The sequence below is a fragment of the Streptomyces subrutilus genome, from assembly GCF_001746425.1.
Lineage (GTDB): Bacteria > Actinomycetota > Actinomycetes > Streptomycetales > Streptomycetaceae > Streptomyces > Streptomyces subrutilus_A.
This window is the reverse complement of sequence record NZ_MEHK01000001.1, coordinates 1,131,804-1,155,824: the sequence shown is the minus strand read 5'-3', so window position 1 is coordinate 1,155,824 and position 24,021 is coordinate 1,131,804. Positions and strand designations below refer to the sequence as shown.

19 protein-coding genes and 1 pseudogene are annotated in these 24,021 nt (G+C 74.4%); 11 read left to right on the top strand and 9 right to left on the bottom strand.

What is annotated here, in order from left to right:
• The first annotated feature begins 179 nt into the window (after positions 1-179).
• From BGK67_RS06170 to BGK67_RS06160, 3 genes are all read left to right on the top strand, one after another.
• Positions 180-965 (top strand): electron transfer flavoprotein subunit beta/FixA family protein, encoded by a 786-nt coding sequence (locus BGK67_RS06170; RefSeq protein ID WP_069918949.1) that lies wholly within the window; start codon positions 180-182, stop codon positions 963-965.
• A 59-nt stretch (positions 966-1,024) separates the two neighbouring features.
• On the top strand, positions 1,025-1,987 hold the full coding sequence (locus BGK67_RS06165; RefSeq protein WP_069918948.1) for an electron transfer flavoprotein subunit alpha/FixB family protein: 963 nt from the start codon (positions 1,025-1,027) through the stop codon (positions 1,985-1,987).
• 170 nt (positions 1,988-2,157) lie between these two features.
• Positions 2,158-3,456, top strand: a complete 1,299-nt coding sequence (locus BGK67_RS06160; protein ID WP_069918947.1) for a DUF6986 family protein — start codon at positions 2,158-2,160, stop codon at positions 3,454-3,456.
• A 93-nt stretch (positions 3,457-3,549) separates the two neighbouring features.
• Here BGK67_RS06160 and BGK67_RS06155 read toward each other — a convergent pair whose 3' ends face one another.
• A complete protein-coding gene (locus BGK67_RS06155; protein ID WP_079154048.1) occupies positions 3,550-4,575 on the bottom strand; it encodes a LacI family DNA-binding transcriptional regulator in 1,026 nt (341 codons plus the stop codon).
• A gap of 189 nt (positions 4,576-4,764) precedes the next feature.
• On the opposite strand from BGK67_RS06155, the gene BGK67_RS06150 reads away from it, so the two are divergent.
• The gene (locus BGK67_RS06150) at positions 4,765-5,802 is read left to right on the top strand and encodes an NUDIX hydrolase (protein WP_347878402.1); all 1,038 of its coding nucleotides are present in this window, start codon (positions 4,765-4,767) and stop codon (positions 5,800-5,802) included.
• A gap of 402 nt (positions 5,803-6,204) precedes the next feature.
• Here BGK67_RS06150 and BGK67_RS06145 read toward each other — a convergent pair whose 3' ends face one another.
• Positions 6,205-7,569 (bottom strand): dipeptidase, encoded by a 1,365-nt coding sequence (locus tag BGK67_RS06145; protein ID WP_069918944.1) that lies wholly within the window; start codon positions 7,567-7,569, stop codon positions 6,205-6,207.
• A 256-nt stretch (positions 7,570-7,825) separates the two neighbouring features.
• On the opposite strand from BGK67_RS06145, the gene BGK67_RS06140 reads away from it, so the two are divergent.
• The 3 genes and pseudogenes from BGK67_RS06140 (at position 7,826) to BGK67_RS06130 (ending at position 11,106) form a co-directional block, all read left to right on the top strand.
• A complete protein-coding gene (locus BGK67_RS06140; RefSeq protein WP_244291433.1) occupies positions 7,826-9,067 on the top strand; it encodes a geranylgeranyl reductase family protein in 1,242 nt (413 codons plus the stop codon).
• 269 nt (positions 9,068-9,336) lie between these two features.
• Positions 9,337-9,991, top strand: a pseudogene (locus BGK67_RS06135) (TetR-like C-terminal domain-containing protein).
• 119 nt (positions 9,992-10,110) lie between these two features.
• Positions 10,111-11,106, top strand: a complete 996-nt coding sequence (locus tag BGK67_RS06130; protein WP_079154047.1) for a spherulation-specific family 4 protein — start codon at positions 10,111-10,113, stop codon at positions 11,104-11,106.
• A gap of 91 nt (positions 11,107-11,197) precedes the next feature.
• On the opposite strand, the gene BGK67_RS06125 is transcribed toward BGK67_RS06130, so the two are convergent.
• A complete protein-coding gene (locus tag BGK67_RS06125) occupies positions 11,198-11,716 on the bottom strand; it encodes a hypothetical protein (RefSeq protein WP_069918941.1) in 519 nt (172 codons plus the stop codon).
• 123 nt (positions 11,717-11,839) lie between these two features.
• Positions 11,840-12,583, bottom strand: a complete 744-nt coding sequence (locus BGK67_RS06120) for a maleylpyruvate isomerase family mycothiol-dependent enzyme (RefSeq protein WP_069918940.1) — start codon at positions 12,581-12,583, stop codon at positions 11,840-11,842.
• 36 nt (positions 12,584-12,619) lie between these two features.
• Here BGK67_RS06120 and BGK67_RS06115 point away from each other — a divergent pair, with 36 nt between their 5' ends.
• Both BGK67_RS06115 and BGK67_RS06110 read left to right on the top strand, forming a co-directional pair.
• Positions 12,620-13,273, top strand: a complete 654-nt coding sequence (locus tag BGK67_RS06115; RefSeq protein ID WP_069918939.1) for an alpha-ketoglutarate-dependent dioxygenase AlkB family protein — start codon at positions 12,620-12,622, stop codon at positions 13,271-13,273.
• A 43-nt stretch (positions 13,274-13,316) separates the two neighbouring features.
• Positions 13,317-14,579: an ROK family protein gene (locus tag BGK67_RS06110; protein WP_069918938.1), complete on the top strand. Its 1,263-nt coding sequence runs from the start codon at positions 13,317-13,319 to the stop codon at positions 14,577-14,579.
• Positions 14,580-14,761: 182 nt separating this feature from the next.
• Here the strand turns inward: BGK67_RS06110 and BGK67_RS06105 are convergent, their stop codons facing one another.
• Entirely contained in the window at positions 14,762-15,310 is a 549-nt protein-coding gene (locus tag BGK67_RS06105; RefSeq protein WP_069918937.1) for an ATP-binding protein, read from the bottom strand.
• A gap of 199 nt (positions 15,311-15,509) precedes the next feature.
• Here BGK67_RS06105 and BGK67_RS06100 point away from each other — a divergent pair, with 199 nt between their 5' ends.
• Entirely contained in the window at positions 15,510-16,676 is a 1,167-nt protein-coding gene (locus BGK67_RS06100; protein WP_069918936.1) for an L-cysteine desulfhydrase Cds1, read from the top strand.
• Positions 16,677-16,735: 59 nt separating this feature from the next.
• Here BGK67_RS06100 and BGK67_RS06095 read toward each other — a convergent pair whose 3' ends face one another.
• Positions 16,736-17,224: an SRPBCC family protein gene (locus BGK67_RS06095; RefSeq protein ID WP_069918935.1), complete on the bottom strand. Its 489-nt coding sequence runs from the start codon at positions 17,222-17,224 to the stop codon at positions 16,736-16,738.
• A 292-nt stretch (positions 17,225-17,516) separates the two neighbouring features.
• Between BGK67_RS06095 and BGK67_RS06090 the strand changes: the two genes are divergently transcribed.
• A complete protein-coding gene (locus tag BGK67_RS06090) occupies positions 17,517-19,943 on the top strand; it encodes a hypothetical protein (protein ID WP_432215509.1) in 2,427 nt (808 codons plus the stop codon).
• On the opposite strand, the gene BGK67_RS06085 is transcribed toward BGK67_RS06090, so the two are convergent.
• From BGK67_RS06085 to BGK67_RS06075, 3 genes are all read right to left on the bottom strand, one after another.
• Positions 19,894-22,347: a right-handed parallel beta-helix repeat-containing protein gene (locus BGK67_RS06085; RefSeq protein WP_069918933.1), complete on the bottom strand. Its 2,454-nt coding sequence runs from the start codon at positions 22,345-22,347 to the stop codon at positions 19,894-19,896. The two genes, BGK67_RS06090 and BGK67_RS06085, sit on opposite strands and share 50 nt — an antisense overlap.
• Positions 22,348-22,449: 102 nt before the next feature.
• Positions 22,450-23,049, bottom strand: coding sequence for an Rv1733c family protein (locus BGK67_RS06080; protein ID WP_244291158.1), 600 nt, complete (start codon positions 23,047-23,049; stop codon positions 22,450-22,452).
• A gap of 105 nt (positions 23,050-23,154) precedes the next feature.
• Positions 23,155-23,979: an MOSC domain-containing protein gene (locus BGK67_RS06075; RefSeq protein WP_069918931.1), complete on the bottom strand. Its 825-nt coding sequence runs from the start codon at positions 23,977-23,979 to the stop codon at positions 23,155-23,157.
• Between the last annotated feature and the right edge of the window lie 42 nt (positions 23,980-24,021).

The window sequence follows — 24,021 nt, the reverse complement described above, 5'->3', positions numbered from 1 at the left end:
TGGGCGGCGTTGGACAGATCACAGTTCGCCGAACTTGCGCCTGTGCGGGAGCCACGGTGTACTGACGAGTAACATTCCCTTCGGAGCGCGGGCCGCCCCGACCGGGATCCGCCCGACGAGGCGCCTATGCTGCCTGCACAAGGCGGTACCAGAAAAGACGATGCGGTAGGAGAGCCGGCGTGAGCCTGAGGATCGTTGTCTGTGTGAAGTACGTGCCCGACGCCACCGGCGACCGGCAGTTCACCGAGGACCTGACCGTCAACCGTGACGACGTCGACGGCCTGCTGTCGGAGCTCGACGAGTACGCCGTCGAGCAGGCGCTGCAGATCGCCGACGAGGCCGACGACGCGGAGATCACCGTCCTGACGGTGGGCCCCGAGGACGCCAAGGACGCGCTGCGCAAGGCGCTGTCGATGGGCGCCGACAAGGCCATCCACGTCGAGGACGACGACCTGCACGGCACCGACGTCATGGGCACCTCGCTGGTGCTCGCCAAGGCCATCGAGAAGGCCGGTTACGACCTGGTCATCACCGGTATGGCCTCGACGGACGGCACCATGGGCGTGCTCCCGGCGATCCTGGCCGAGCGCCTGGGCGTCCCGCAGGTCACCCTGCTCTCCGAGGTCAAGGTCGAGGACGGCACCGTGACCGGCCGCCGCGACGGCGACACCGCGAGCGAGCAGCTGGAGGCCTCCCTCCCGGCGCTCGTCTCGGTGACGGACCAGTCGGGCGAGGCCCGCTACCCGTCCTTCAAGGGCATCATGGCCGCCAAGAAGAAGCCGGTGGAGTCCTGGGACCTGGAGGACCTGGAGATCGAGGCCGACGAGGTCGGCCTGGAAGGCTCCTGGACCAAGGTCGACTCCGCGGCCCAGCGTCCGGCCCGCACCGCCGGCACGATCGTCAAGGACGAGGGCGAGGGCGGCAAGCAGCTGGCCGAGTTCCTGGCCGGCCAGAAGTTCATCTGAGAACTTCGGCCACTCCCTCTTAGCCCCCAGACACTTCGCAATAGCAGGAGAGCAGTCCCATGGCTGAAGTTCTCGTCTACGTCGACCACGTGGACGGCGCCGTCCGCAAGCCCACCCTCGAGCTGCTGACGCTCGCCCGCCGCATCGGCGAGCCCGTCGCCGTCGCCCTGGGTGCCGGTGCCGACGCCACCGCCGCGGTGCTCGCCGAGCACGGCGCGGTCAAGGTCCTCACCGCCGACGCCCCCGAGTTCACCGAATACCTCGTCGTCCCGAAGGTCGACGCGCTCCAGGCCGCGTACGAGGCCGTCTCCCCGGCCGCCGTGCTCGTCCCGTCCTCCGCCGAGGGCAAGGAGATCGCCGCACGCCTGGCGGTCCGCATCGGCTCCGGCATCATCACCGACGCCGTCGACCTGGAGGCCGGTGACGAGGGTCCGGTCGCGACGCAGTCCGCGTTCGCCGCGTCCTTCACCACCAAGTCCCGCGTCTCCAAGGGCACCCCGGTCATCACCGTGAAGCCGAACTCGGCCCCGGTCGAGGCCGCTCCGGCCGCCGGCGCCGTCGAGGCGCTCGCCGTCACCTTCGGCGCCCTGGCCACCGGCACCAAGGTCACCGGCCGCACCCCGCGCGAGTCGACCGGCCGCCCCGAGCTGACCGAGGCCGCGATCGTCGTCTCCGGCGGCCGCGGCGTCAACGGCGCCGAGAACTTCCACCTCATCGAGGCCCTCGCGGACTCCCTCGGTGCGGCCGTCGGCGCCTCGCGCGCCGCCGTGGACGCCGGCTGGTACCCGCACTCCAACCAGGTCGGCCAGACCGGCAAGTCGGTCTCCCCGCAGCTGTACATCGCCTCGGGCATCTCCGGCGCGATCCAGCACCGGGCCGGCATGCAGACCTCGAAGACCATCGTGGCCATCAACAAGGACGCCGAGGCCCCGATCTTCGACCTGGTCGACTACGGCGTGGTCGGCGACCTCTTCGCGGTCGTCCCGCAGCTGACCGACGAGATCAAGGCGCGCAAGGGCTAGTCCCTGACCTGCGTATCTCTCCGACTCGGGGCCGTGTGGTGATTCTCACCGCACGGTCCCGAGTCGTTTCCCCGGTACGGCGGGGGGACCATTGACTGAGCGGAACCCCGTGGCTAAATTCTGCTATGCGGATCTAAGCTTCCGTGAAGCGGAAAAGAGGAGAGTGCACGATGGGTCAGCAGGAGAAGGTGGCGACGAGCCTCGCAGGCGCGGTCAGCGAGGGCATCAGCGCCTCCCTCGCCCCGGTGGACGCGGAACTCGCGCGCCACTACCCGGGCGACCCCGGCACCCGCCAGCCCATCCACACGGTCTACGTGCCCGGTGACGTCTTCGCCGCCGACACCGTCCGCTCCTGGGGCGACCAGGCCCTCGCGGCCCTCGACGAGCACGCCCCGGACGCCGCCACCTTCGCCAAGGTGCTCGGCATCTCCGACGAGCTGGCCGTACCGGTCTACGACCGCGTCCGCGCCAAGCTGCTGCGCGAGCCCATCGAGGACCTCCGCGTCGACTTCGAGGACGGCTTCGGCGTCCGCTCCGACGAGGAGGAGGACCAGGCCGCGGCCCGCTCCGCCCGCCTCGTCTCCGAAGCCTTCTCCAACGGCACCAACGCCCCGTACATGGGCATCCGCATGAAGTGCATGGAGTCCAACGTCCGCGACCGCGGCATCCGCACCACCGACATCTTCCTCTCCGGACTGCTGGAGCACGGCGGCCTGCCCGAGGGCCTCGTCCTGACCCTGCCCAAGGTCACCTACGCCGAGCAGGTCAGCGCGTTCGTCAAGCTGCTGGAGGCCTTCGAGGCCACCCGCGGCCTGCGCCCGGGCCGGATCGGCTTCGAGATCCAGATCGAGACCAGCCAGTCCATCCTGGCCTCCGACGGCACCGCCACGGTCGCCCGGATGATCGAGGCGTCCAAGGGCCGCGCCACCGGCCTGCACTACGGAACCTTCGACTACAGCGCCTGCGTCGGGGTCTCCGCCGCCTACCAGGCCAGCGACCACCCGGCCGCCGACCACGCGAAGGCGATCATGCAGGTCGCGGCCGCCGGCACCGGCGTACGCGTCTCCGACGGCTCCACCAACGTGCTGCCGATCGGCACCACCGAGAAGGTGCACGAGGGCTGGAAGCTGCACTACGGCCTGACCCGCCGCGCCCTGGCCCGCGCCTACTACCAGGGCTGGGACATGCACCCGGCGCACCTGCCGACCCGCTACGCGGCCGTGTTCACCTTCTACCGCGAGGGTCTGGAGGCCGCCGCCGCGCGCCTGAAGGCGTACGTCGCCAAGATCGAGGGCGACGTGATGGACGAGCCCGCCACCGCCAAGGCCCTGGCCGGCTACCTGGTCCGCGGCCTGGACTGCGGCGCGGTCGGCGCCGAGGAGGTCACCTCCCTGACCGGCCTGACCCGCGCGGAACTCGACGCCTTCGCGATCCCGCGCCGTTCCGCGACCCTGACGGCGAGCGCGTAACCGCACGCCCGCTCCGAACCGGCTGCCAGCGGCCCGGCCCCGTCCTGCGACGGGTCCGGGCCGCGGCCCGTTGCCCGGGCCGCTTCCGGCCGCCTAACCGCCGGCCGGGGGGAGTTCGCCGGAGCCCCGGGGGATGAGGCGGGTCGGGAGTTCGATGCGGGCCGGCGGGAGGTCGGCTCCCGCCAGGCGCTGGAACAGGCGGTCGGTGGCCACCCGGCCCAGCGCCGCCGGGTCCTGGTCGACCACCGTCACGCCGGGGCGGAGCAGATCGGCCAGTTCGAAGTCGTCGAAGCCCACCAGGGCCACCGGGTACTCGCCCTCCCCCCGCCGCTCCCGTCCGCGGGCGTTCTCCCGGTCCGCGAGCACCCGTACGAGCGTGACCGTCACGCGGTTGTTGCCGGCGAAGACGGCCGACACCGCATCCGGGCCCGCCAGCATCGACCGGGCCGCCGCCGCGACCCGCCCGGGGGCCGTGGAGCCGAGCGAGACCCAGGATCCGGCCACCGGCAGACCGGCGTCCGCCATCGCGGCGCGGTAGCCGCGCAGCCGCTCCGTCGCGGTGTGGATGCGGGGGTGGTCGCCGATGAAGCCGATCCGGCGGTGGCCGCCCGCGATCAGGTGGGCGACCCCGTGCCGGGCTCCGCCGAAGCTGTCCGAGAGGACGACGTCCGCGTCGATCCGGCCGGCGGGGCGGTCCACGAACACCGTGGCCACGCCCGCCCTGATCTCCGGTTCCAGGTAGCGGTGGTCCTCGCCCGCCGGGATCACGATCAGCCCGTCCACCCGGCGCGCGCACAGCGCGAGCGCCAACTCCCGCTCCCGGTCCGGGTCCTCGGCGCTGGAGCCGTTGATCAGCAGCGCGCCGTGCGCGCGGGCCACCTCCTCCACCGCCCGGTTCAGCGGGCCGTAGAAGGGGTCGGCGAGGTCCTCCAGGATCAGCCCCACCGTCGCGGTACGGCCCTTGCGCAGTACGCGGGCGCTGTCGTTGCGGCGGAATCCCAGGGCGTCGATGGCCTCCTGGACCCGCCGTTCGGTGTCGGGGGTGACGCCCGCCTCCCCGTTGACCACGCGCGACACCGTTTTCAGGCCCACGCCCGCCCGGGCCGCCACGTCCTTCATGGTCGGCCGGTTTCCGTAACGGGGGTCGGACGGGCGGCGGCTGTGGGGCACGGCGGGGGAACCTCCGGAGATATGGGACGGGGCGCTGACCTCGAGGATATGCACTCGGCCGATAGTGAGGTTTCCGTGCCAGGGTGGGACGGGCAAGCCACTGGGGGCTCCGGACGAGCCATGGGAAGAGGGGTAGACGTGATTGTCTGGATCAACGGCACATTCGGTGCCGGGAAGACCAGCACGGCCCGCGAACTGACCGGAATCCTGCCGGACAGCACCCTGTTCGACCCGGAGTTGATCGGCGACGCGCTGCGGGTGCTGCTGCCGCGCAAACGTCTGGCGGAGGTTTGCGACTACCAGGACCTGCCGAGCTGGCGCCGCCTGGTGGTGGACACGGCGGCGGCGATGCTCGCGGAACTGGGCGGGGTCCTCGTCGTACCCATGACCCTGCTCAGGCAGGAGTACCGGGACGAGATCTTCGGCGCGCTGGCGGCCCGGCGGATACCGGTGCGCCATGTGCTCCTGGCCCCGGCGGAAACGATCCTGCGCGGGCGGATCGCGACGCGCGAGGAGCCGGGGGAGCCGCAGGACGTCGACCTCCGCGTCCGCCAGTGGGCCTACGACCACATCCCCGCCTACCAGCACGCGCTCGGCTGGCTCACGGCTGACGCGCACGTCATCGACAACGGCGCGCTGAGCGTGCGGGAGACCGCGGAGCGGATCGCCGAAGCCGTGCGCACCGAGGCGGCCCCCGTCTGCGACATCGTGCAGACCCCGGAGCCCACCCGCGAGACGGTGGCCTCCGGGGTCCTGCTCTTCGACGACCAGGACCGGGTGCTGCTGGTGGATCCGACGTACAAGGCGGGCTGGGAGTTCCCCGGCGGCGTCGTCGAAGCCGGCGAGGCTCCGGCGTGCGCCGGCGTACGGGAGGTCGCCGAGGAACTGGGCCTCGTACTGGACCGGGCCCCCGGGCTGCTGGTGGTCGACTGGGAGCGCCCGCAGCCGCCCGGCTACGGGGGCCTGCGCCTGCTCTTCGACGGAGGCCGCCTTTCGGACGGCGCGGCGGCCCGGCTCCGGCTGCCCGGCCCCGAACTGCGAGCCTGGCGGTTCGTCACGGAGACCGAGGCCGCCGGACTGCTCCCGCAGCACCGCTACGAGCGCCTGCGCTGGGCCCTGCGCGCCCGGGAACGCGGCCGTCCGCTGTACCTGGAGGCGGGCGTCCCGGTCGGCTGACCGGACCGCCCGGAACCCGCCTCCCCGAGCGCGGGCCCGGCCCCGGGCGCGCCCCGCGTACGCCCCGCCCCCGAAGCCCGGCACGTCACCGTCCTCGACCTCCCGGCCGACCGTGGCGTAGGGGACGGCCGTGCCGTACGCGTACAAGCGGCTCCTGCCGGCCGAGCGGCACCGGTTCGGGCCCGGCCACTCACCCCGGACCACGGGCCGCCGAGCCGCTGCGTCAGCCCACGGACGCCACCCGGTCAACGAACTGCCGGGCGGCGCCGACGTGGGGCGACCCCGGTGCCGGTGGGCCGGGGAGTTGCCGGGGACTCCCGCTGGGCCTTGGCCGCGGGGCCCGGGGGCCCGGTGTCGCGGGGGCGGAGGTTCGGGTGGGGTCGGCCCGCGGCGCGGACTGGTTCAGGCGCGCTTGGATTCCGCGTAGTTAACGAGGAAGAGGGCCTCCGCCACCGACAGCCGTTCCAGCTCCTGCGGCGAGACGCTCTCGTTCACCGCGTGGATCTGCGCCTCCGGCTCGCTCAGGCCGATCAGCAGCATCTCCGCGTCCGGGTACAGCCGCGTCAGCGTGTTGCACAGCGGGATCGAGCCGCCCATGCCGGCGACCTGCATCTCCTGGCCCGGGTACGCCACCCGCATCGCCGCCGCCATCGAGGCGTACGCCGGGCTGCTGGTGTCCGCCTGGAAGGGCTGGCCCTGGCCCACGACCTCGAGCTCCAGCTTCGCCTGCCACGGGGTGTGCGCCGTCAGGTGGGCCTCCAGCAGCTTGATGGCCTCCGTGGTGTCCACGCCCGGCGGCACCCGCAGGCTGATCAGCGCGCCGGCGCTCGCGTGCACCGACGGCGTGGCGCCGACCACCGACGGGCAGTCGATGCCCAGCACGGTCACGGCCGGACGGGCCCACAGCCGGTCCGCGATCGTGCCCTCGCCGATCAGCTCGACCCCCTCCAGCACCTTCGCGTCGGTACGGAAGTCCGCCTCCGGGTACTGCAGGCCCTCCCACACCGCGTCCGACGCCAGCCCGTCCACCGTCGTCGAACCGTCCGCCGCGCGCAGCGAGTCCAGCAGCCGGATCAGCGCCGCCAGCGCGTCGGGCGCGACGCCGCCGAACATGCCGGAGTGCAGGTTGCCGCCCAGCGTGTCGACCCTGACCTTGATCAGCGTCATACCGCGCAGGGTGGCCGTCACCGTCGGCAGGCCGAGCCGGAAGTTGCCCGCGTCGCCGATGACGACGGTGTCCGCCGCCAGCAGCTCGGGGTGCGCCTCCGCGTACTGCTGGAGGCCGCCGGTGCCCTGCTCCTCGGAGCCCTCGACGATCACCTTCACGCTCACCGGCACGCCGCCGTTGGCCTTCAGGGCGCGCAGCGCCAGCAGGTGCATGATGAACCCGCCCTTGCAGTCGGCGGAGCCGCGCCCGTACCAGCGGCCGTCGCGCTCGGTCAGCTCGAACGCGGGCGATATCCAGGCGGCGTCGTCCAGCGGCGGCTGCACGTCGTAGTGCGCGTAGAGCAGGACGGTCGGCGCGCCCTCGGGGCCGGGCAGGAAGCCGTACACGGACTGGGTGCCGTCGGGGGTGTCGAGCAGCGCCACGTCCTGGAAGCCCTCGGCGCGCAGTGCGTCGGCCACCCAGTTCGCGGCGGCCTCGCTCTCGCTCCGGGGGAACTGCGCCCAGTCCGCCACCGACTGGAAGGCCACCAGCTCGGTCAGCTCCCGCTTGGCGCGGGGCATCAGCGAGGCGACGGTCTCGGCGATCGGATTCTGGGACATGGGCACGCTCCTTTTGGGTGCGACGTTGTGCTCTGTGTACGCCACCCGCATCCGCGTGGGTGTGCGTATGCCGGGTACGGCGAAAGACAGCCCCGATCCTCGCACAGCGGAACGAGGCGGTGTCTCGCCGTAGGATTTCCCCGGCATCGGAGCAACAGGTGATCAGGAGCGGCAGCACATCGTGAGCAGCGACAGCGACAGCGACGACGTACGCGACGCAAACGCGGGGAACGCCGCACGAGGGGCGGACGACGAGGTGGCGGGGGACAGCGGGGAGCCCGGCGAAGTGTGGGACGTGGTCGTGGTCGGGGCCGGGCCGGCAGGCTCCTCGGCGGCGTACGCGGCGGCGACGGCCGGGCGGCGCGTGCTGCTGCTGGAGAAGGCCGAGCTGCCCCGGTACAAGACGTGCGGCGGCGGCATCATCGGGCCATCCCGCGACGCCCTGCCGCCGGGCTTCGCGCTGCCCCTCAAGGACCGCATCCACGCGGTCACCTTCTCGATGGACGGGAAGCTCTCCCGGACCCGGCGCTCGAAGCAGATGCTGTTCGGGCTCGTCAACCGGCCGGAGTTCGACGCCGGCCTGGTCGCGGAGGCCGAGAAGGCCGGGGCGACCGTGCGCACGGGCACCGCGGTGACCCGGGTCGAACAGCACGGGTCGGCCGTGCCCGACCGGCGCACCGTCGCCGTGGTGCTCGCCGACGGCGAGACCGTCCTGGCGCGCGCGGTGGTCGGGGCGGACGGCAGCGCGAGCCGGATCGGCGCGCACGTCGGGGTGGAGATGGAGCAGGTCGACCTGGGCCTGGAGGCGGAGATCCCCGTCCCGGACACGGTCGCCGAGGACTGGAAGGGCCGGGTCCTGATCGACTGGGGTCCGCTGCCCGGCAGTTACGGCTGGGTCTTCCCCAAGGGCGACACCCTCACGGTCGGCGTCATCTCGGCCAAGGGCGAGGGCGCCGCGACCAAGCGCTACCTGGACGACTTCATCGCCAGGCTCGGACTCGCCGGTTTCGAACCGGCGGTTTCCTCCGGACACTTGACCCGCTGCCGTACGTCCGATTCGCCGCTGTCGCGCGGCCGGGTGCTGGTGGCCGGCGACGCGGCCGGACTCCTGGAGCCGTGGACCCGTGAGGGCATCTCCTTCGCCCTGCGCTCCGGGCGGCTGGCGGGGGAGTGGGCGGTGAAGATCGCCGAGGCACAGGACGGGGTGGACGCGCGCCGCCAGGCGCTCAACTACGCCTTCGCCGTGAAGGCGGGGCTGGGCGTGGAGATGGGCGTCGGAAGGCGGATGCTGGCCGTCTTCGAGGCCCGGCCGGGGCTCCTGCACGCGGCGATCACCGGCTTCCGGCCGGCGTGGCGGGCCTTCGCCCGTATCACGAGGGGTTCGACGACCCTGGCCGATCTGGTGCGCACGTACCCGCTGGCGCGCAGGGCACTGCACGCGCTGGACGCCCGGCAGGCGGCCCGCGGCGGCGGCGCCGGCGACGGCGGTCAGGCCTAGGCTCCACTGGCCTGCCAACCGGCCAGCGGGTCGGCTGATGGGCAGGCAGCAGGCAGCAGGCAGGGGCGGGGCGGGGACTGGGACGGCGGCGCGGGCGCCACCTGGACTCCGCCTCCCCGCCTTTCCGCCGCCTTCCCCCGTCGCCGGGCGGGTCCCGCAGGGCCGGGGCGGACCGGCCGCCGGTCAACGGGAGACCGTGATGCGGAAGACGGGGTGGGCGCCCGCCGCCGCCCGGACGCCGGGGCCACCACGATGGTCGTCGCGGCCGGCTGGCCCGCGCGGCGCCGCGCTCGTCGCCGGCGCGGTCGCGCTCACCGGGGCCGGGCTCCGCGTCGGAGGACTTGGCCGTGACCCCCTGGAAGAAGCGGTTGACCTCCCAGCCCCACTTCGACGCGTACGACAGCGTCGGCGCGGCGGCCGAAGAGGCCGACGCCCGCGCCCTCGCCGCCGGGGACCCGCCCCGCGCCCGCTGGATCGCCGTCTGCGAGGCCGTCCGCGCCTGGGCGCTGGAGCATCCGCACGAGTACGCCCTCGTCCACGGTTCCCCGGTCCCCGGCTACAGCGCTCCCGCCGACACGATCGGTCCCGCCTCCCGGGTGGGGAACGCCTTCATCGCCATCGCCCGCGACGCCTACGAGGGCCGGGGCCTGGCGCTGCCGCCGCTCCCGGCGGCCCTGCGCCCCGACGCCGACCGGATGACCGCCGACTTCGCCGAGGGTCTGCCCCCGGAGGTCACCGCCGCGCTGGTCGCCGCCTGGGCCAGCTGGTCGTGCTGGTCTCGTTCGAGCTGTTCGGCCGGTTCACCGGGTGGTCGAGGACCGGGCCGGCTTCTTCGCGCACGCCGTCGGCCAGCTCGCCCACGGGGGTGGGGCTGCCCGCCGTATGAGGGGAAGGCGGCGGATCGCGGGGCGGATTCACGCGTAGCGGCGACAAGTCGCTCTTCTGTTTGTCTGACGAATGCGGGTGGTTCGGCCGTGCAGCACCGGCCGCCCGTCTAGTGTTCCTCGGGTCGTTCACGCCCTGCCGCCGCCGGAGGAACGTTCATGCGCCGCGCCGTCCAGGCTCTGTACGCCGTACTGGTCACCGCCTTACTCGCCGCCCCGTCGCCCGCCGTCACGGCGGGCGCCCCGGTGCGCGGGGCGGACCCGGTGCGCGGCGGGGGTCCGGCGCGGGCGGACCGGGCGCCTTCGCTGCCGCCCGCCCCGAGCCCCACCACCCCGCCCGTACCGCGGCTGCCGGGCGTGCGGGGCCTGGAGATCGCAGTCCCGGCGTACGTCTGGGCGAACGACCGCATGCTGGCCGATCTCACCGCCACCGGCCCGGCCGCCTCCGTCGTGGTCCTCAATCCCGGCAACGGCGACGCCCCGTTCGACGCCGCCTGGCGGGCCCGCGCCGACGTCCTGCGCGGCGGCACCACCGCCACCGGGGAGAAGACGAAGGTGCTCGGCTACGTCCACACCGACCACGGCAACCGCGACGCCGCCGCCGTCAAAGCGTCCGTCGACAACTACCTCAAGGCCCCCGACGGCCGCCTCCACGTCGACGGCATCTTCTTCGACGTCGTCAGCCGCGACTGCGGCCCGGGCAACGCCACCCGCGACCACTACGCGGAGCTCCGCGGCTACGTCGAGGACGCCATGCACGCCGTCGACCCCGTGGTCTCCGCCCTCGTCGTCAACAACCCCGGCACGGCCATAGCCGACTGCTACCTGGAGACCGGCCACCGGACCGCGGACGTCTTCGTCACCTACGAGGACACCTACGCCGCCTACACGGGCGGCGGCTGGCTCGGCGGCAACGTCTTCGGCCCCCTCGACGGCTACCGCGCGGGCAGCGAACTCGACCCGAGCGGAACCGCGTTCTGGCACCTGGTCCACGAGGTCCCGGACGCCGACGCCATGCGTGCGACCCTGCGCACGGCCTTCGACCGCGGAGCGGGCTACGCGTACGCGACCGGCGCGGCCATGCCCAACCCCTGGAACACCGGCCCCGCATGGGAGTTCCGCAGCCAGACCGACCACGCCGCGACCCTCGGCTGACCGTGCGGCCGCGAAAGGCGTCCAGAGCGCCGTGGGTGCCCCGCAGTCGCTGCCGGAAGAGGTGGCGGTCGACGGCGTCGCCGGGAGCGGATCAGCGGTAGTCGTCCGGGTGGCCCTGCATCCACGTGTTGATCTTGTCCCGGGTGTCGATCAGCGACGTCTGGTGCTTCTTCAGGTTCTCGAAGGACCGGTCGCCGCCCAGTTCCGCGTCGAGCTTCGCGATCAGCGCGATCGGTTCGGGGAAGTGGCCGGGCCCCTTGGGGTCCGCCTTCATCGCACGGTCCATGCGGTGGAGTTCGTCGTGGACGCGGTTGAGGAAGTAGGAGCACTGGGCCGGAGTGCAGGTGTCGTCCAGCGTCGCCTGGAGCCCCGCGAAGGCGTCCCGCACCTTCTCGGGCGGCACGGAGTCGTCGGCCGGGACCGAGGACGAGGGCCCCGGCGCGGACGCGGGCGCCGATGCGGGCGCCGACGCCGATCCGGACGCGGCAGCGGATGCCGACGACGCGGGGGCGCCGGCGGGCGCGGACGCCGGGTCGGCGCCACAGGAGACCGTGAACGCCACCAGGGCAACTGCCAGCACCGTCGCGTGCCGCGCGGTGGAAAGGAACATCTGCTACCCCCAAGATCGCCGGAGCAGCAGACCCTACCGAACACCGGCCGGCCGGCCGGCCGCCCCCGCCCCCCGAGCCGCCGACCTGCCCCGATACCGCCTCGGCCGCCGGCCCCGCCGCCCTCAGATCCCGGCGGCCTCGCTCCACAGCCGCGCCAGCCCCAGGTTGCCGGCCACCCCCGGACCCGCCAGCGGCAGCCGGTTCCACAGGGCCGCGTACAGCCAGCCCGCCTCGCCCGACACCTCGCAGTCGACCGGGTCGTCCGTGGCGCCCAGCACCGTACGGGCCGGCTCCGCCGACAGGTGCACGGTCCACACCGCGCCCGTGTCGAAGGCCCTGATCCGCAGCACCCGGGGCTCCGGGGTCCGCACCCGGCTGCGCGGCCGCGCGTGGAAGCCGGTCAGCAGCTCGTCCACCCCGTCCTCCGCGAACTCCGGAGCGACCGGCGAGAACACGACACCGAGCGCCGCCTCCGCGTCCATCCGGTGCACGGCCGTCTCATGGGCCTGCCGCCGCGCCCAGAACGCCAGCGGCGAGGGCGCGGCCGTCGGGAGGAAGGTCCAGCACTGCACGTCGGCCGGCGCCTCGACCAGGGTCCGCACCAGGTCCGTGTGCCCCTCGCGGAACCAGGCCAGCAGCTCCCCGCCGGTCAGTTCGGGCGCGTCCGGGAACGGCACCGGGTCCAGCAGGCACTCCCGGACGAAACCGGCCGCCCAGCGGTGCACCGATCCGGTGTGCCGGAGCAGGTCGGCGACGCGCCACTGCGGACAGGTGGGCACGAGGGCGTCCGTACCCGCCCGCTCCGCCAGCTCGGCGAGCAGCTCGCCCTCCCGTTCGAGCGTTTTCACGTATGCGGTGATCTCCATGCGGGAAGTCTGTCAGCCGCCCGCGACAATCGAGGTATGGACGGGGAACTCTTCCCGCGCGAGCGGACCGTGATCGCCCCGGGTGCGGTGCACGTGCCCGACTGGCTCGGAGCCGTACGGCAGCGGGAGTTGCTGGCCGCCTGCCGCACGTGGGCGCGTCCGCCCGCGGGCCTGCGCACGGTACGGACCCCGGGCGGCGGGACGATGACCGCCCGGCAGGTGTGCCTCGGGCTTCACTGGTATCCGTACGCCTACGCCCGCACCGCCGTCGACGGTGACGGGACCCCGGTCAAGCCCATGCCCGGCTGGCTCGCCGACCTCGGGCGGGAGGCGGTGGCCGCGGCGTACGGGGAGCCGCCGGGGCCCGAGGTCGTCTACGACATCGCCCTGATCAACTTCTACGACGGCGACTCGCGCATGGGCATGCACCGCGACGCCGAGGAGCGGTCCGGGGCGCCCGTGGTCTCGCTCAGCCTGGGCGACACCTGCGTCTTCCGCTTCGGGAACACCGCCTCGCGCGGCCGGCCGTACCAGGACGTGCGGCTGCGCAGCGGCGACCTGTTCGTCTTCGGGAAGGCGAGCCGGCTGGCCTACCACGGGGTGCCGAAGGTCCTGCCGGGCACGGGTCCGCAGGAGCTCGGGCTGACCGGCCGGCTGAACATCACGCTCCGGGTCGGCGGCCTCGGCTAGCGGGAGGCGTCCGGCACCCTCCGATCATGCGAGGATCGGGTGCATGAACGGCAACGGGGCCCCGCGGCGGGTGGGGGATGTGACCACGGTGTCCACGGCTTCCGCGCGGACCAAACTGGAGCGGGGCCGCGGCGCCCTCGGCCCTGCGCTGGAGCTCGTCCACACCGGCCGGGCCCCCACCCGGGCCGTCCTGACGGCGGAGCTCGGGGTCACCCGCGCGACCGCCGGGGCGGTCGCCGCCGAGCTGGAGGCGCTCGGGCTGATCCGCGTCGACTCGCGCCCCGGCGGCGCCGGCGGCACCCAGGGCCGGCCCTCGCACCGGCTCTCCGTGGACGAGAACGGCCCCGTGGCGCTGGCCGCACAGGTGCACCCCGACGGTTTCCGGGCCGCGCTGGTCGGCCTCGGAGGCCGGATCGTGGCCACCGCGCCCGGCAAGGTCACCGTGTCCGCCGACCCGGCGCAGGTGCTCGGCGCGGTGGTGGACGCCGGAGCCGAGCTGCTCGCGCGGACCGGCCGCCGCTGCGTCGGCGCGGGCCTCGCGGTCCCCTCGGCGGTCGCCGAACCGGAGGGCACGGCGCTGAACCCGCTGCACCTGGCCTGGCCGGCCGGCTCTCCCGTACGGGCCGTCTTCGCGCAGTGCGTGAAGGCCGCCGGGATCGACGGCCCGGCCCTGACCGGGAACGACATCAACCTCGCCGCCCTGGCCGAGCACCGGCACGGCGCGGGGCGCAGCGCGCAGCACCTGCTGTGCGTGGCCACCGGCCACCGCGGGGTCGGCGGGGCGCTGGTGCTGGACGGCCGCCTGCACAGTGGGAGTTCGGGACTGGCCCTGGAGGTCGGCCACCTCACGGTCAACCCCGAGGGGCGGGCCTGCCACTGCGGCAGCCGCGGCTGCCTGGACGTGGAGGCGGACCCGCTGGCCTTCCTCACGGCGGCGGGACGCAGTCCGGGCCCCGAGGTCTCGCTGCTCCAGCAGGCTCGGGACCTGCTGCGCAGTGAGTACGCGGAGCCGGCCGTACGGGCTGCCGCCGAGGAGCTCATCGACCGGCTCGGCCTCGGCCTCGCGGGGCTGGTGAACATCCTGAACCCGGACCGGATCATCCTCGGCGGACTGCACCGGGAGCTGCTCCACGCCGATCCGGAGCGGCTGCGCGCTGTGGTCGCGGACCGCAGCCTGTGGGGGCGCAGCGGCAGTGTGCCGATCCTGCCGTGCACCCTGGACCACAACAGCCTGGTCGGCGCGGCGGAGCTGGCGTGGCAGCCGGTGCTCGACGACCCGCTGGGAGCCCTGGGCGCCGCTGCCTAGTGCTGGCCGCGTGCCGGGCGCCGGGCGCCGAGCGCCGGGGCCGCGTGGTCGTGGTCCGGGGTCGCGTGGCCCGGGGCTGCGCGGTCCGCGGCCCGGGCGGCGCGCGCGGCCCAGGCGCCGGGCTCCGGGGGCGCGGCCCGGTGTCTCCCGGACCGGCCCCCGGCGGGCACGGCGGCCGTGCGCTACCCGGGCCTGGCGCCGACCGACGCCGCCACCGACATGCCTGCCGAGACGGCTCCCGGGTCCACGGCGACGAGTGCGGTCCGGGCGGGTTCTCGTACCGGCTTGCTCGAGATCCGTACCGGCCGCGGCGCGGCCACCGGAGCGGGGGCCGCCGTCAGGGAGAACCAGACCACCTTGCCCGGTCCGCCCGTCTGGTGCCGGGCGCCCCAGGCCTCGCTGAGCGCCTCCACGAGCGCGAGCCCGCGCCCGCAGGTCTCCAGCGCGTCCATGGCCGCCTCCCGGAGCACCGGAAGCCGCGGATCGCTGTCGATGACCGAGACCGTGAGCCGCCCCAGGCGGAACTCGATCTCTACGGTGCAGGTCTTGTCCGGTTGCGCATGGCGGTGGACGTTGCTGAGCAGCTCCGTCACGCCGAGCGCGGCCCGGTCGATGAGCGGATCGAGCTGCCAGTGGCGCAACTGCGCGGAGACGATCCGGCGGATCTGGCCTATACGCGCCGGCAAGGCCTGCAGTTCAACGACGCAGTGCCTTCTGGAATGACTGATCACGGCTGCGACTCCCCGACATGAGTGTTACGGGTGCTGCACCCTCGGTAATGCTCCACCAGGGTCACCCACGGTGCCCCGCAGTGCAACCGAACGCGACCGAAAGCGATCCGCATGGAAACCCAAAGTGACTATTTGTGCAGGTGACGGAGGTACATTGCGAAAGCAGGGGGGCGAATACACGCACGAAGGAGCACGGCGCATGAGCACCACCGGCACCAGCGGAACGGCGGGCACCGGCCGCACCATCGGCACGACGGCCACGACCATCGACGTGGACCGCAGCGACGCGCACTACCGTGCCTGGCTGAAAGAAGCCGTCCGCAAGGTCCAGGCCGACGCCAACCGCTCCGCCGACACCCACCTCCTGCGCTTCCCCCTCCCCGAGGACTGGGGCATCGACCTCTACCTCAAGGACGAGTCCACGCACCCCACGGGCTCCCTGAAGCACCGCCTCGCGCGCTCGCTCTTCCTCTACGCGCTCTGCAACGGCTGGATCCGCCCCGGCCGCCCGGTGATCGAGGCCTCGTCCGGTTCCACCGCCGTCTCCGAGGCGTACTTCGCCAAGCTGATCGGCGTCCCGTTCATCGCCGTCATGCCGCGCACCACGAGCCCCGAGAAGTGCCGCCTCATCGAATTCCACGGCGGCGAATGCCACTTCGTGGACGACTCGATGAAGATGTACGAGGAGTCGGCGGAGCTCGCCGCCCGCACCGGCGGCCACTACATGGACCAGTTCACCTACGCCGAACGGGCCACCGACTGGCGCGGCAACAACAACATCGCCGAATCGATGTACCAGCAGCTGCGCCTGGAGCGGTACCCCGAGCCCGCCTGGATCGTGGCCACGGCCGGCACCGGCGGCACCTCCGCGACGATCGCGCGCTACGTGCACTACATGCAGCACGACACCCGCGTGTGCGTCCCGGACCCCGAGAACTCCTGTTTCTTCGACGGCTGGACCAACAACGACCCGCACGCGAGCAGCGACTGCGGCTCGCGCATCGAGGGCATCGGACGGCCGCGCATGGAGCCGAGCTTCGTGCCCGGCGCCGTCGACCGCATGATGAAGGTCCCGGACGCGGCGAGCGTCGCCGCCTGCCGGGCGCTCGAGACGGCCATCGGGCGCAAGGCGGGCGGTTCCACCGGCACCGGCCTGTGGAGCGCACTGAAGATCGTCTCGGAGATGGTGGCCGACGGCCGCAAGGGCAGCGTGGTCACGCTGCTGTGCGACCCCGGCGACCGCTACCTGGACAAGTACTACTCCGACACCTGGCTGGCGGAGCAGGGCCTCGACATCGCCCCGTACACGAAGACCCTCGACACCCTGCTGACGACGGGAGTCTGGCGCGAGCCGTCGGCCTCCTGACCGCCCGCTGCCCTTCGGGTCGACCCGCCGTGGTGCGAGCGGGGTCGGCCGGGCGGAGGCTACCGGCCGGCCGCGCGGCGGGCGGTGAGCCGGCTGTCCAGGGTGCGGACCGCCGTGCGGAAGGAGTGGCCCAGGCCCGGACGGGCGGCCGTCAGGGCCAGCCGTAACGGCGTCGGGCCGTCCGCGGCGAAGGTCCACCGGACGTGCGTGCCCGACCCGGCGGGCGTCAGCCGCCACTCCTCCAACAGGGCCCGCACACCGGGGGCGTTGGTCTCGTCCACCCGGTACGCGTACCGCTGCTCGGGATCCGCCGCCATGACGGTCTCCCGGAACCTCACCCCGCCCCTCAGCCGGATCTCCCGGCCCGCGCCGCCGTGCGTGGGGCGGGCCAGCGTGACCGCCCCGAACCAGCGCGGCCAGTCCCCGACCTCCTCGGCCAGCGCCTGGTACACCTCCTCCGGCGGTGCCGCCGTCCTGGCGGCGAAGACGAGCCGGACCGGCGCGGCCTCGATGAAGTCCATCCCCACCGGGCGGAGTCGGCGAGCCATGGCGGTACCTCCGTTGGTGCGTACGGCGGGTGATGAGACGCGTCGATGGTGCGGACGTCGAACGGTTGGACGTCGAATGGTTGCGCGCGTCACCCTAGCTGTCTACCCGTCAGATGTCCGCTCCGGAGCAGATTTCCGCCGCGCCCCGGCGCGCGGCCCTGGCCACGGGCCACCGCCGCGAGGATGCTGGAAACGCGCCGATACCGCCCCGCGAGCGGAGCCAGCCGTGCCGCAGACCCCGCAGCTGCCCACCCCGCCACCGATCCCCGAACCGAGCCCGAAGCCGGACGGGATCCCGAGCCCGGAACCTGGCGAGAGCGAGAGCCCGGAGCCTGCGCGGACCCCGACCCCGACCCCGCCGCTCGCCCTCGAATTGCTGGTCCACGGCGTCGCCGGCGCCGCCCCCGCCGAGCTGCTCGGCGACCCCCGCACCGTCCGCGTCACCGGGGACTCCACCGCCGCCGTCTTCCGCCGCACCGAGGACGCCGACGCCGAAGCCCGCCCCGAGCGGTACGCCGGACGGCCCGTCCCCGAGGCCTACTGCTGGTCCCGGCTCACCTCCGGCAACGGCGCCCGCGCCCTGTGGCTGCTGCTCCTGCCCTTCATGGTGGCCAACCTCGCCCACTGGGCCCGGCCGGCCGCGCCCGCCGCCGACCCGGCGCCGCGGGCGGTCCGCGCGTACGGGGTCCTCGTACGGATCCTCGCGCTCAGCCTGACCGTGCTGCTGATCGCCGCCGCCTGTGAGGTCGCGCTCGACCTGTTCGCCTGGCAGTGCGCCGGATCCGGGACCTGCACCGCCGACCGCTCCTGGCTCGGACTCCTCGCCGACGGCGGCTGGTGGGCCCAGCCCGGGCGCAGGCTCGCCCTCGGAGCGCTGGTCCCCGCCGCGTTGACGGGGCTGCTCTGGTACCTGTCGAACCGCACGTGGAGCGCCTACGAGTCCCAGCCGCCGCCCGTCGGCGCCCCCGACCCGGACACGGCCTCGGACACCGCGCCCGCGCTCGGCCGCCCCGGATTCTGGTACGGGCGGCGGATCGTGGCCCGGCTGCGCGCCGCCCACACCGCCGCCGGGCTGCTCACGGTGGCCGCTGCCGTCGCCGTACCCACCGCCCGCCACGACCGCGCCGCCGGAGCCGCCCTGCTCGAAGCCGTCGGCTCGGCGCTGGAGGTGCTGCTCGCCGCCGGGGGGCTCGCCGTGGCCTGGGTGGTCTGCCGGCGCGGCCGCAGCGAGGCCCGGCCCGACCGCCGGCTCGACCGTGCCGCCGTCGGCCTGCTGCCCGGCGCCGCCCTCGCGCTCCTCGCCGCCGTCCTCCTGTACGCCTGCTGGTCGCGCCCCGGCTGGACCTCCGCCGGGCGGCTCCCCGGCGACTTCGCCTTCGGGGCGCTCATGCTCGGCCAGGGCCTGTGCGTGCTCGCCCTCGCCGCGGTCGCCGCGGCTCTGCACCGCCGGGCCCCCGATCCGGCCGCCGCCCTGCACGGCCTGGGCGGTCCCGCCATCGCCATGCTGGGCTGTGCGCTCGGCGGGGTGATGTCCGGCGGGGTCGCCCAGCGCGTGGCCGACTGGCTGGACGGGGGCGCCACCCCCGGGATGGCCGGGGCGCCGCTGCCCGGGCCGCCCGTGCTGCTGTCCTGGCAGGCCGCCGTCCTGCCCCCGTTGCTCCTCGTACTGGCGCTGGTCGCCGCCTCGTTCGCGGTGCGCGGAGCCCGTGCCGGGCGCAGGCTCGCCTGGACCGTCGCCGCCGAGTACCCGGGGGAGGTGCCCGACCCGTCCCGCAGCCGCCGGATCGCGGCGGCCCGGACCGCCGCCGCGCTCACCGACTCCGCGCCGTGGTTCGTGGCGGCCGTCTCCGGGATCACCCTGCTGCTCGGCGCGGCGGCGCTCGCCGGGGCGTGGATCGGGGGGCGGGTGCCGGGCGAAGCGGCCCGCGGGAGCGGCCCGCTCCTGGAGACCGCCGCCCGCGCGGCCCAGGACTCCGGGTCCTGGCTCATCGGCTTCGGCTTCGTCCTGTTCGTCACCTGGGGCCGGCGCGCCTACCGGGACCCCGCCGCCCGCCGCACCATCGGCATCCTGTGGGACGTCGGCACCTTCTGGCCGCGCGCCGCGCACCCCTTCGCACCGCCCTGCTACGCCGAGCGCGCCGTCCCCGACCTGACCTGGCGGATGACCGGCTGGACCGGGCACACCGGGGGACGCCTGGTGATCTCCGGCCACTCCCAGGGCAGCGTGCTCGCCGCCGCGGCCGTCTGGCAGCTGCCGTCGCCCGTCCGCCGTCGGGTCGCCCTGCTCACCTACGGGTCCCCGCTGGGCCGGCTCTACGGCCGCTGGTTTCCGGCCTACTTCGGCCCGGGTCCGCTCACCGCGCTCCACCGCGAGGTGGACTGCTGGCGCAACCTGTGGCGGGCCACGGACCCCATCGGCGGGCCGGTGCTCCCCGGCGCCCCGCAGGGCGTCGACCGCGGCCCGCTCGCCGACCCCGTGGCCTACGGCCGCAGCCCCCGGCATCCGCTGCCCGCGCCGATCCTCGGCCACTCCGACTACCAGGCCGACCCCGTCTTCGCCGCCGAGCGCGACGCCCTGCTCGCGCGCCTGGACCAAGCGGCGCGGGGCCGTGGGCCGCGCCCCGCGGGAGCCGGGGGAGTACCCGGTCCCGGCGTACCCGGTCAGCGGCTCAGCAAGGCGCCGGCTGGGCCGGCAGATCCGCCGGGAACAGCAGGGTGAGCTCGTCCGTACTCGGCTCCCGCAGCTGGGCCACCCGCCCCGCGTGCCGTTCGACCATCGACTCGAAGGTCTGGCGCGCCGTGCGGCCGTTGCCGAACGCCGGGCCCTTGGGCAGCTCCGTGAAGTAGCCCAGCAGGGCCTCGGCCGTGCCCTCCCCGAGCCGGTACTCGTGCTCCTCCGCCTGCTGCTCCACGATCCGCAGCAGCTCCTCGGGCCCGTAGTCGCCGAAGGTGATGGTCCGGGAGAAGCGGGAGGCGACGCCCGGGTTCACGGTCAGGAACCGGTCCATCTCCGCCGTGTACCCGGCGACGATCACCACCACCGCGTCCCGGTGGTCCTCCATCAGCTTCACCAGGGTGTCGATCGCCTCGCGCCCGAAGTCCCGGCCGGAGTCCTCCGGCGCCAGCGCGTAGGCCTCGTCGATGAACAGGACCCCGCCGCGCGCCCGGTCGAAGGCCTCCTGCGTACGGATCGCCGTGGACCCGATGTGCTCGCCGACCAGGTCCACCCGGGACACCTCCACCAGGTGCCCGCGCTCCAGCACGCCCAGGGAGGCGAGGATCTCCCCGTACAGCCGGGCGACCGTGGTCTTGCCCGTGCCGGGGGAGCCGGTGAAGACGAGGTGCCTGCGCACCGAAGCCGCCTTGAGGCCCGCCTGCTGCCGACGCCGCCCCACCTCGATCATGTCGGTGAGCGCCCGCACCTCGCGCTTGACGCTGTCCAGGCCGACCAGCGCGTCGAGCTGACCCAGCACCTCGCCCGAGCCCCGGGCCGCCGCCGGGCCGCCGTCCCGACCGTCCGCCGCGTCCGCCGACCGCGCCACCGGGACCTCCGCCGCCTGCGGTACGGGGCTTTGCGCCGCGCCCGCCGTACGCAACTCTGCCCGCGCCCCGGCGAGGGCCCCGGCCCCGTCCGCGGCCGCCTGGGCGCGCAGGCCGGACCCGTCGCCCGTGCAGCCCTCGGCGACCGGCCCCTCCTCCGGGAACTCGTACCCCCCGCGCGCACAGCGCTCGGTGTGGCAGCGGGCGAGGCTGGTGCGGCAGCCGTCGAGGATGTGGAACCCGAAGCCGGCACTGCCCGTCACCCGGCAGGCCGTGAAGCTGCCGCGGCCGCCCGCCGACACGTAGAAGCCGGATTCGGCGGGCGAGGTGACCGTGCACCGCTCCACGGTGGGATCGGCGCCCTTGGTGACGATCACACCGGTCTGCACGGCGTCGATGGTGCAGTTGGCGAGCGTGCCGCCGCTGCCGTGGTCGCGGAACCACGCCCCGGTGGCGGCCTCGCGGATCCGGCAGTCGTCGAGCTGCGCGGTGGCCCCGTCGCTCACCGACACCGCGGTGTTGCGCACCTGGGACAGGTCGCTGTCGACGACGTCGACCCGCGAACCCCGGTCCAACACGAACAGCGCGTCCGGCACGTCGTGGACCCGGCAGGAGTCGAGGGAGGCGGTGGCGCCGTCGCTGACCCACACCGCCGGATAGTCGCCCGTGCTGTCGTGGATCTCGCAGGACTCGGCGTCGACCCTGGTCCCCGGGTCCCACACCGACAGTCCGTTGCGACCGAAGCGGCGCACCGTCGTCCGGCTCAGCGTGAGCACCGCACGGGACCGCAGGTCGACGGCGTTCTCGGGGATGTCGTGGATGTCGCAGCCGGCCAGGGTGAGGGCCGCGTCGGTGTCGAGCGTGACCCCGTCGGCGGAGGTGCGGTGCACCGAGCAGTCCGTGAGCCGGGCCGTGGCGCGGGCGGCGACCTGCACCCCGCTGCCCTTGATCTCGTACACCTCGCAGCCCAGCGCCTCCAGCCCCGAGCCCTCACCGGTGACGCCGATGCCCGCGCCCGTGGCGTGGTGGATCCGGCAGCGCTCCAGGCGCGGGCGGCCGCCGCCACGCACCGAGATCCCGGTCTGCCCGGCGGCCACGACCTCGCATTCCTCGAACACCCCGCCGCCGCCGTCCAGTACGGCGATGCCGACGCCGGTCGGATTCTCCACGGTGCACCGCCGCACCAGGGGCCGGGCCCCGCTGCCGCGCACTTCGATACCGGCCGCCGAGCGGGTGCTCACCCGCAAGTCGGTGAGTTCGGGGGCGCCGTCCTCCACCAGCAGCGCGGGAGCCGCCCGGTCCTGTCCCTCCAGGTGCAGGTCCTGCACCACGGCCGAGGCGCGCACGGTCAGCGGGACCCCGTCGGGCGGGGCGATGCGCACCGACCCCAGCCCGCCCTCGGGCCCGCGCAGGGTCACGGCGTGGTTCAGCACCAGGTTCTCCCGGTAGGTGCCGGGGGAGATGGACAGGACGTCCCCGTCACCCGCGACGGCCAGGGCCGCGGCCAGCGTCGGATACTCACCGGAGCGGCGCCGCCAGCGCGAGGCCCCGCCGTGCGTCACCTGGACCGTGCCCTGAGCCATGGTGCTGTCGTGCCCCCACCCTCGTACTCGCCGGGCCGCCGATGCGGCCGGTCTGGTCTGGCCGGTCCACCGTAGCGCGCGCGGGGCCCGTGAGTTGCCAGGTCAACTGCCCGCGCCCGCCCGGCCCCAGTCCGGCCACGCCGCCGCCCACGCGCGGTCCAGGCGTATGTACCGCCGATGCACCAGCCTTCGTACGACCAGGCGGCGGACCGTCTCGGCCAGCGCGGCCGCCGCGCTTGCGGCGGCCAGGCCCGCGACCGCCGCGTGCAGCGCCGCCACGGACGGGTCGAGGGGCTGTCCGACCACCCGGCCGCGGGCATCGGTCCATATCCGGAACTGCTCGCCGGCGCGCGGAGGTTCCTCGGCGGCCGGCACCGTCCCCTGGTGGCTGCTGCCGTCGGGGGCGGTCCACGCGGCGACCACCTGGGTCCGGGACGGGGCCGTCCGCTGCGCCGGGGGATCGGCGGCCGGCTCCGCGGCCGGCCGGACCACGACCGCGGGCACGAGGTGCCGCTCCTGCCGCTGGGCGAGCGCGGCCCGCTGCAGCGTCCCGTCCACCTGTATGCCCGCGACGCAGCCGATGGCCGGCGCCACCAGCAGGACGCACAGCAGCGCCGCGAACGCCACCCACGCCTCGAAGAGATCGGTCGGCCGGCGCAGCGGATTGCGCCGCCAGCGCCACACTCCCATTGCTGTCCACACGGTCCGGCTCCCCCTACGTACGCCAGCCATCCGTCCTGTCCTGACTGATCCAACGGTGTGGTCGCACCGGTGGTTCCAGTCGAGGGGCGGAGCCCCTCGAAGGTGTCATTCCAGGACGCGGACCTTGTCGCCGACGCGTACTGTGCCCAGCCGCACCGGCACCAGCTGTCGGCCGAAGGCCAGGGACTTGCCGATCCGCCGGTGCGCGGCAAGGGACTTCAGCGGCTCCTTGCCCCGCTCCGCCGTGCGCTGGTCGGTGGTGGTGACGACGCACCGCCCGCACTCCCGGACCCCGCGGAACACGGCGCCGCCGATCGCGATGCGCCGCCAGCCGTCCTCCGCCCACGCCTCGGCCCCGGCCACCACCACGTTGGGCCGGAAGCGGTTCATGGGCAGCGGCCCCTCCGCGGCATGGTCACCCCGCGCGATCAGGGCGTTGAGCGCGTCCAGCGAGGCCAGGGTCGTGAGGAGCAGGGGGTAGGCGTCGGCCAGGCTCACCGTCTCGCCCGGCAGGGCGTATTCCGGGTCCACGGGCCGCCGCACGGCCGGATCGTCCAGGTGCACCAGCCGTACCGGCACCCCGAGGTACGCGCTGAACCAGTCGGCCGCCGCGCTCGCCGCGACCGCGGTCTCGACCTTCTTCCCGAACAGCAGGACCGGCTCCAACGGCCCCGGTCCGGGCACCTCCACGACCAGCTCCGGCATGCCGGGCGCCGACAGTCCGATCGCGCCCCCGCCCGCCGGACGTGCCGCGGCCAGGGCCAGCCGCGGCTGCTGGCGCTGGGTGATGACCGTGCCCCACGCGTCGACCAGTGCCCACCGGCGGTCCCCGGACAGGCCCCAGGGCTCCACGGCCACCTCGTCGGGAGCGGTCCCCGCCACCGATTTGACGGGATGGACGTGAAGCGCCTGGACGTGCAAGTTCGACATGAGGGCATCCTGCCAGTCGCCCCCTCCGCGGCCCCAGCGGAT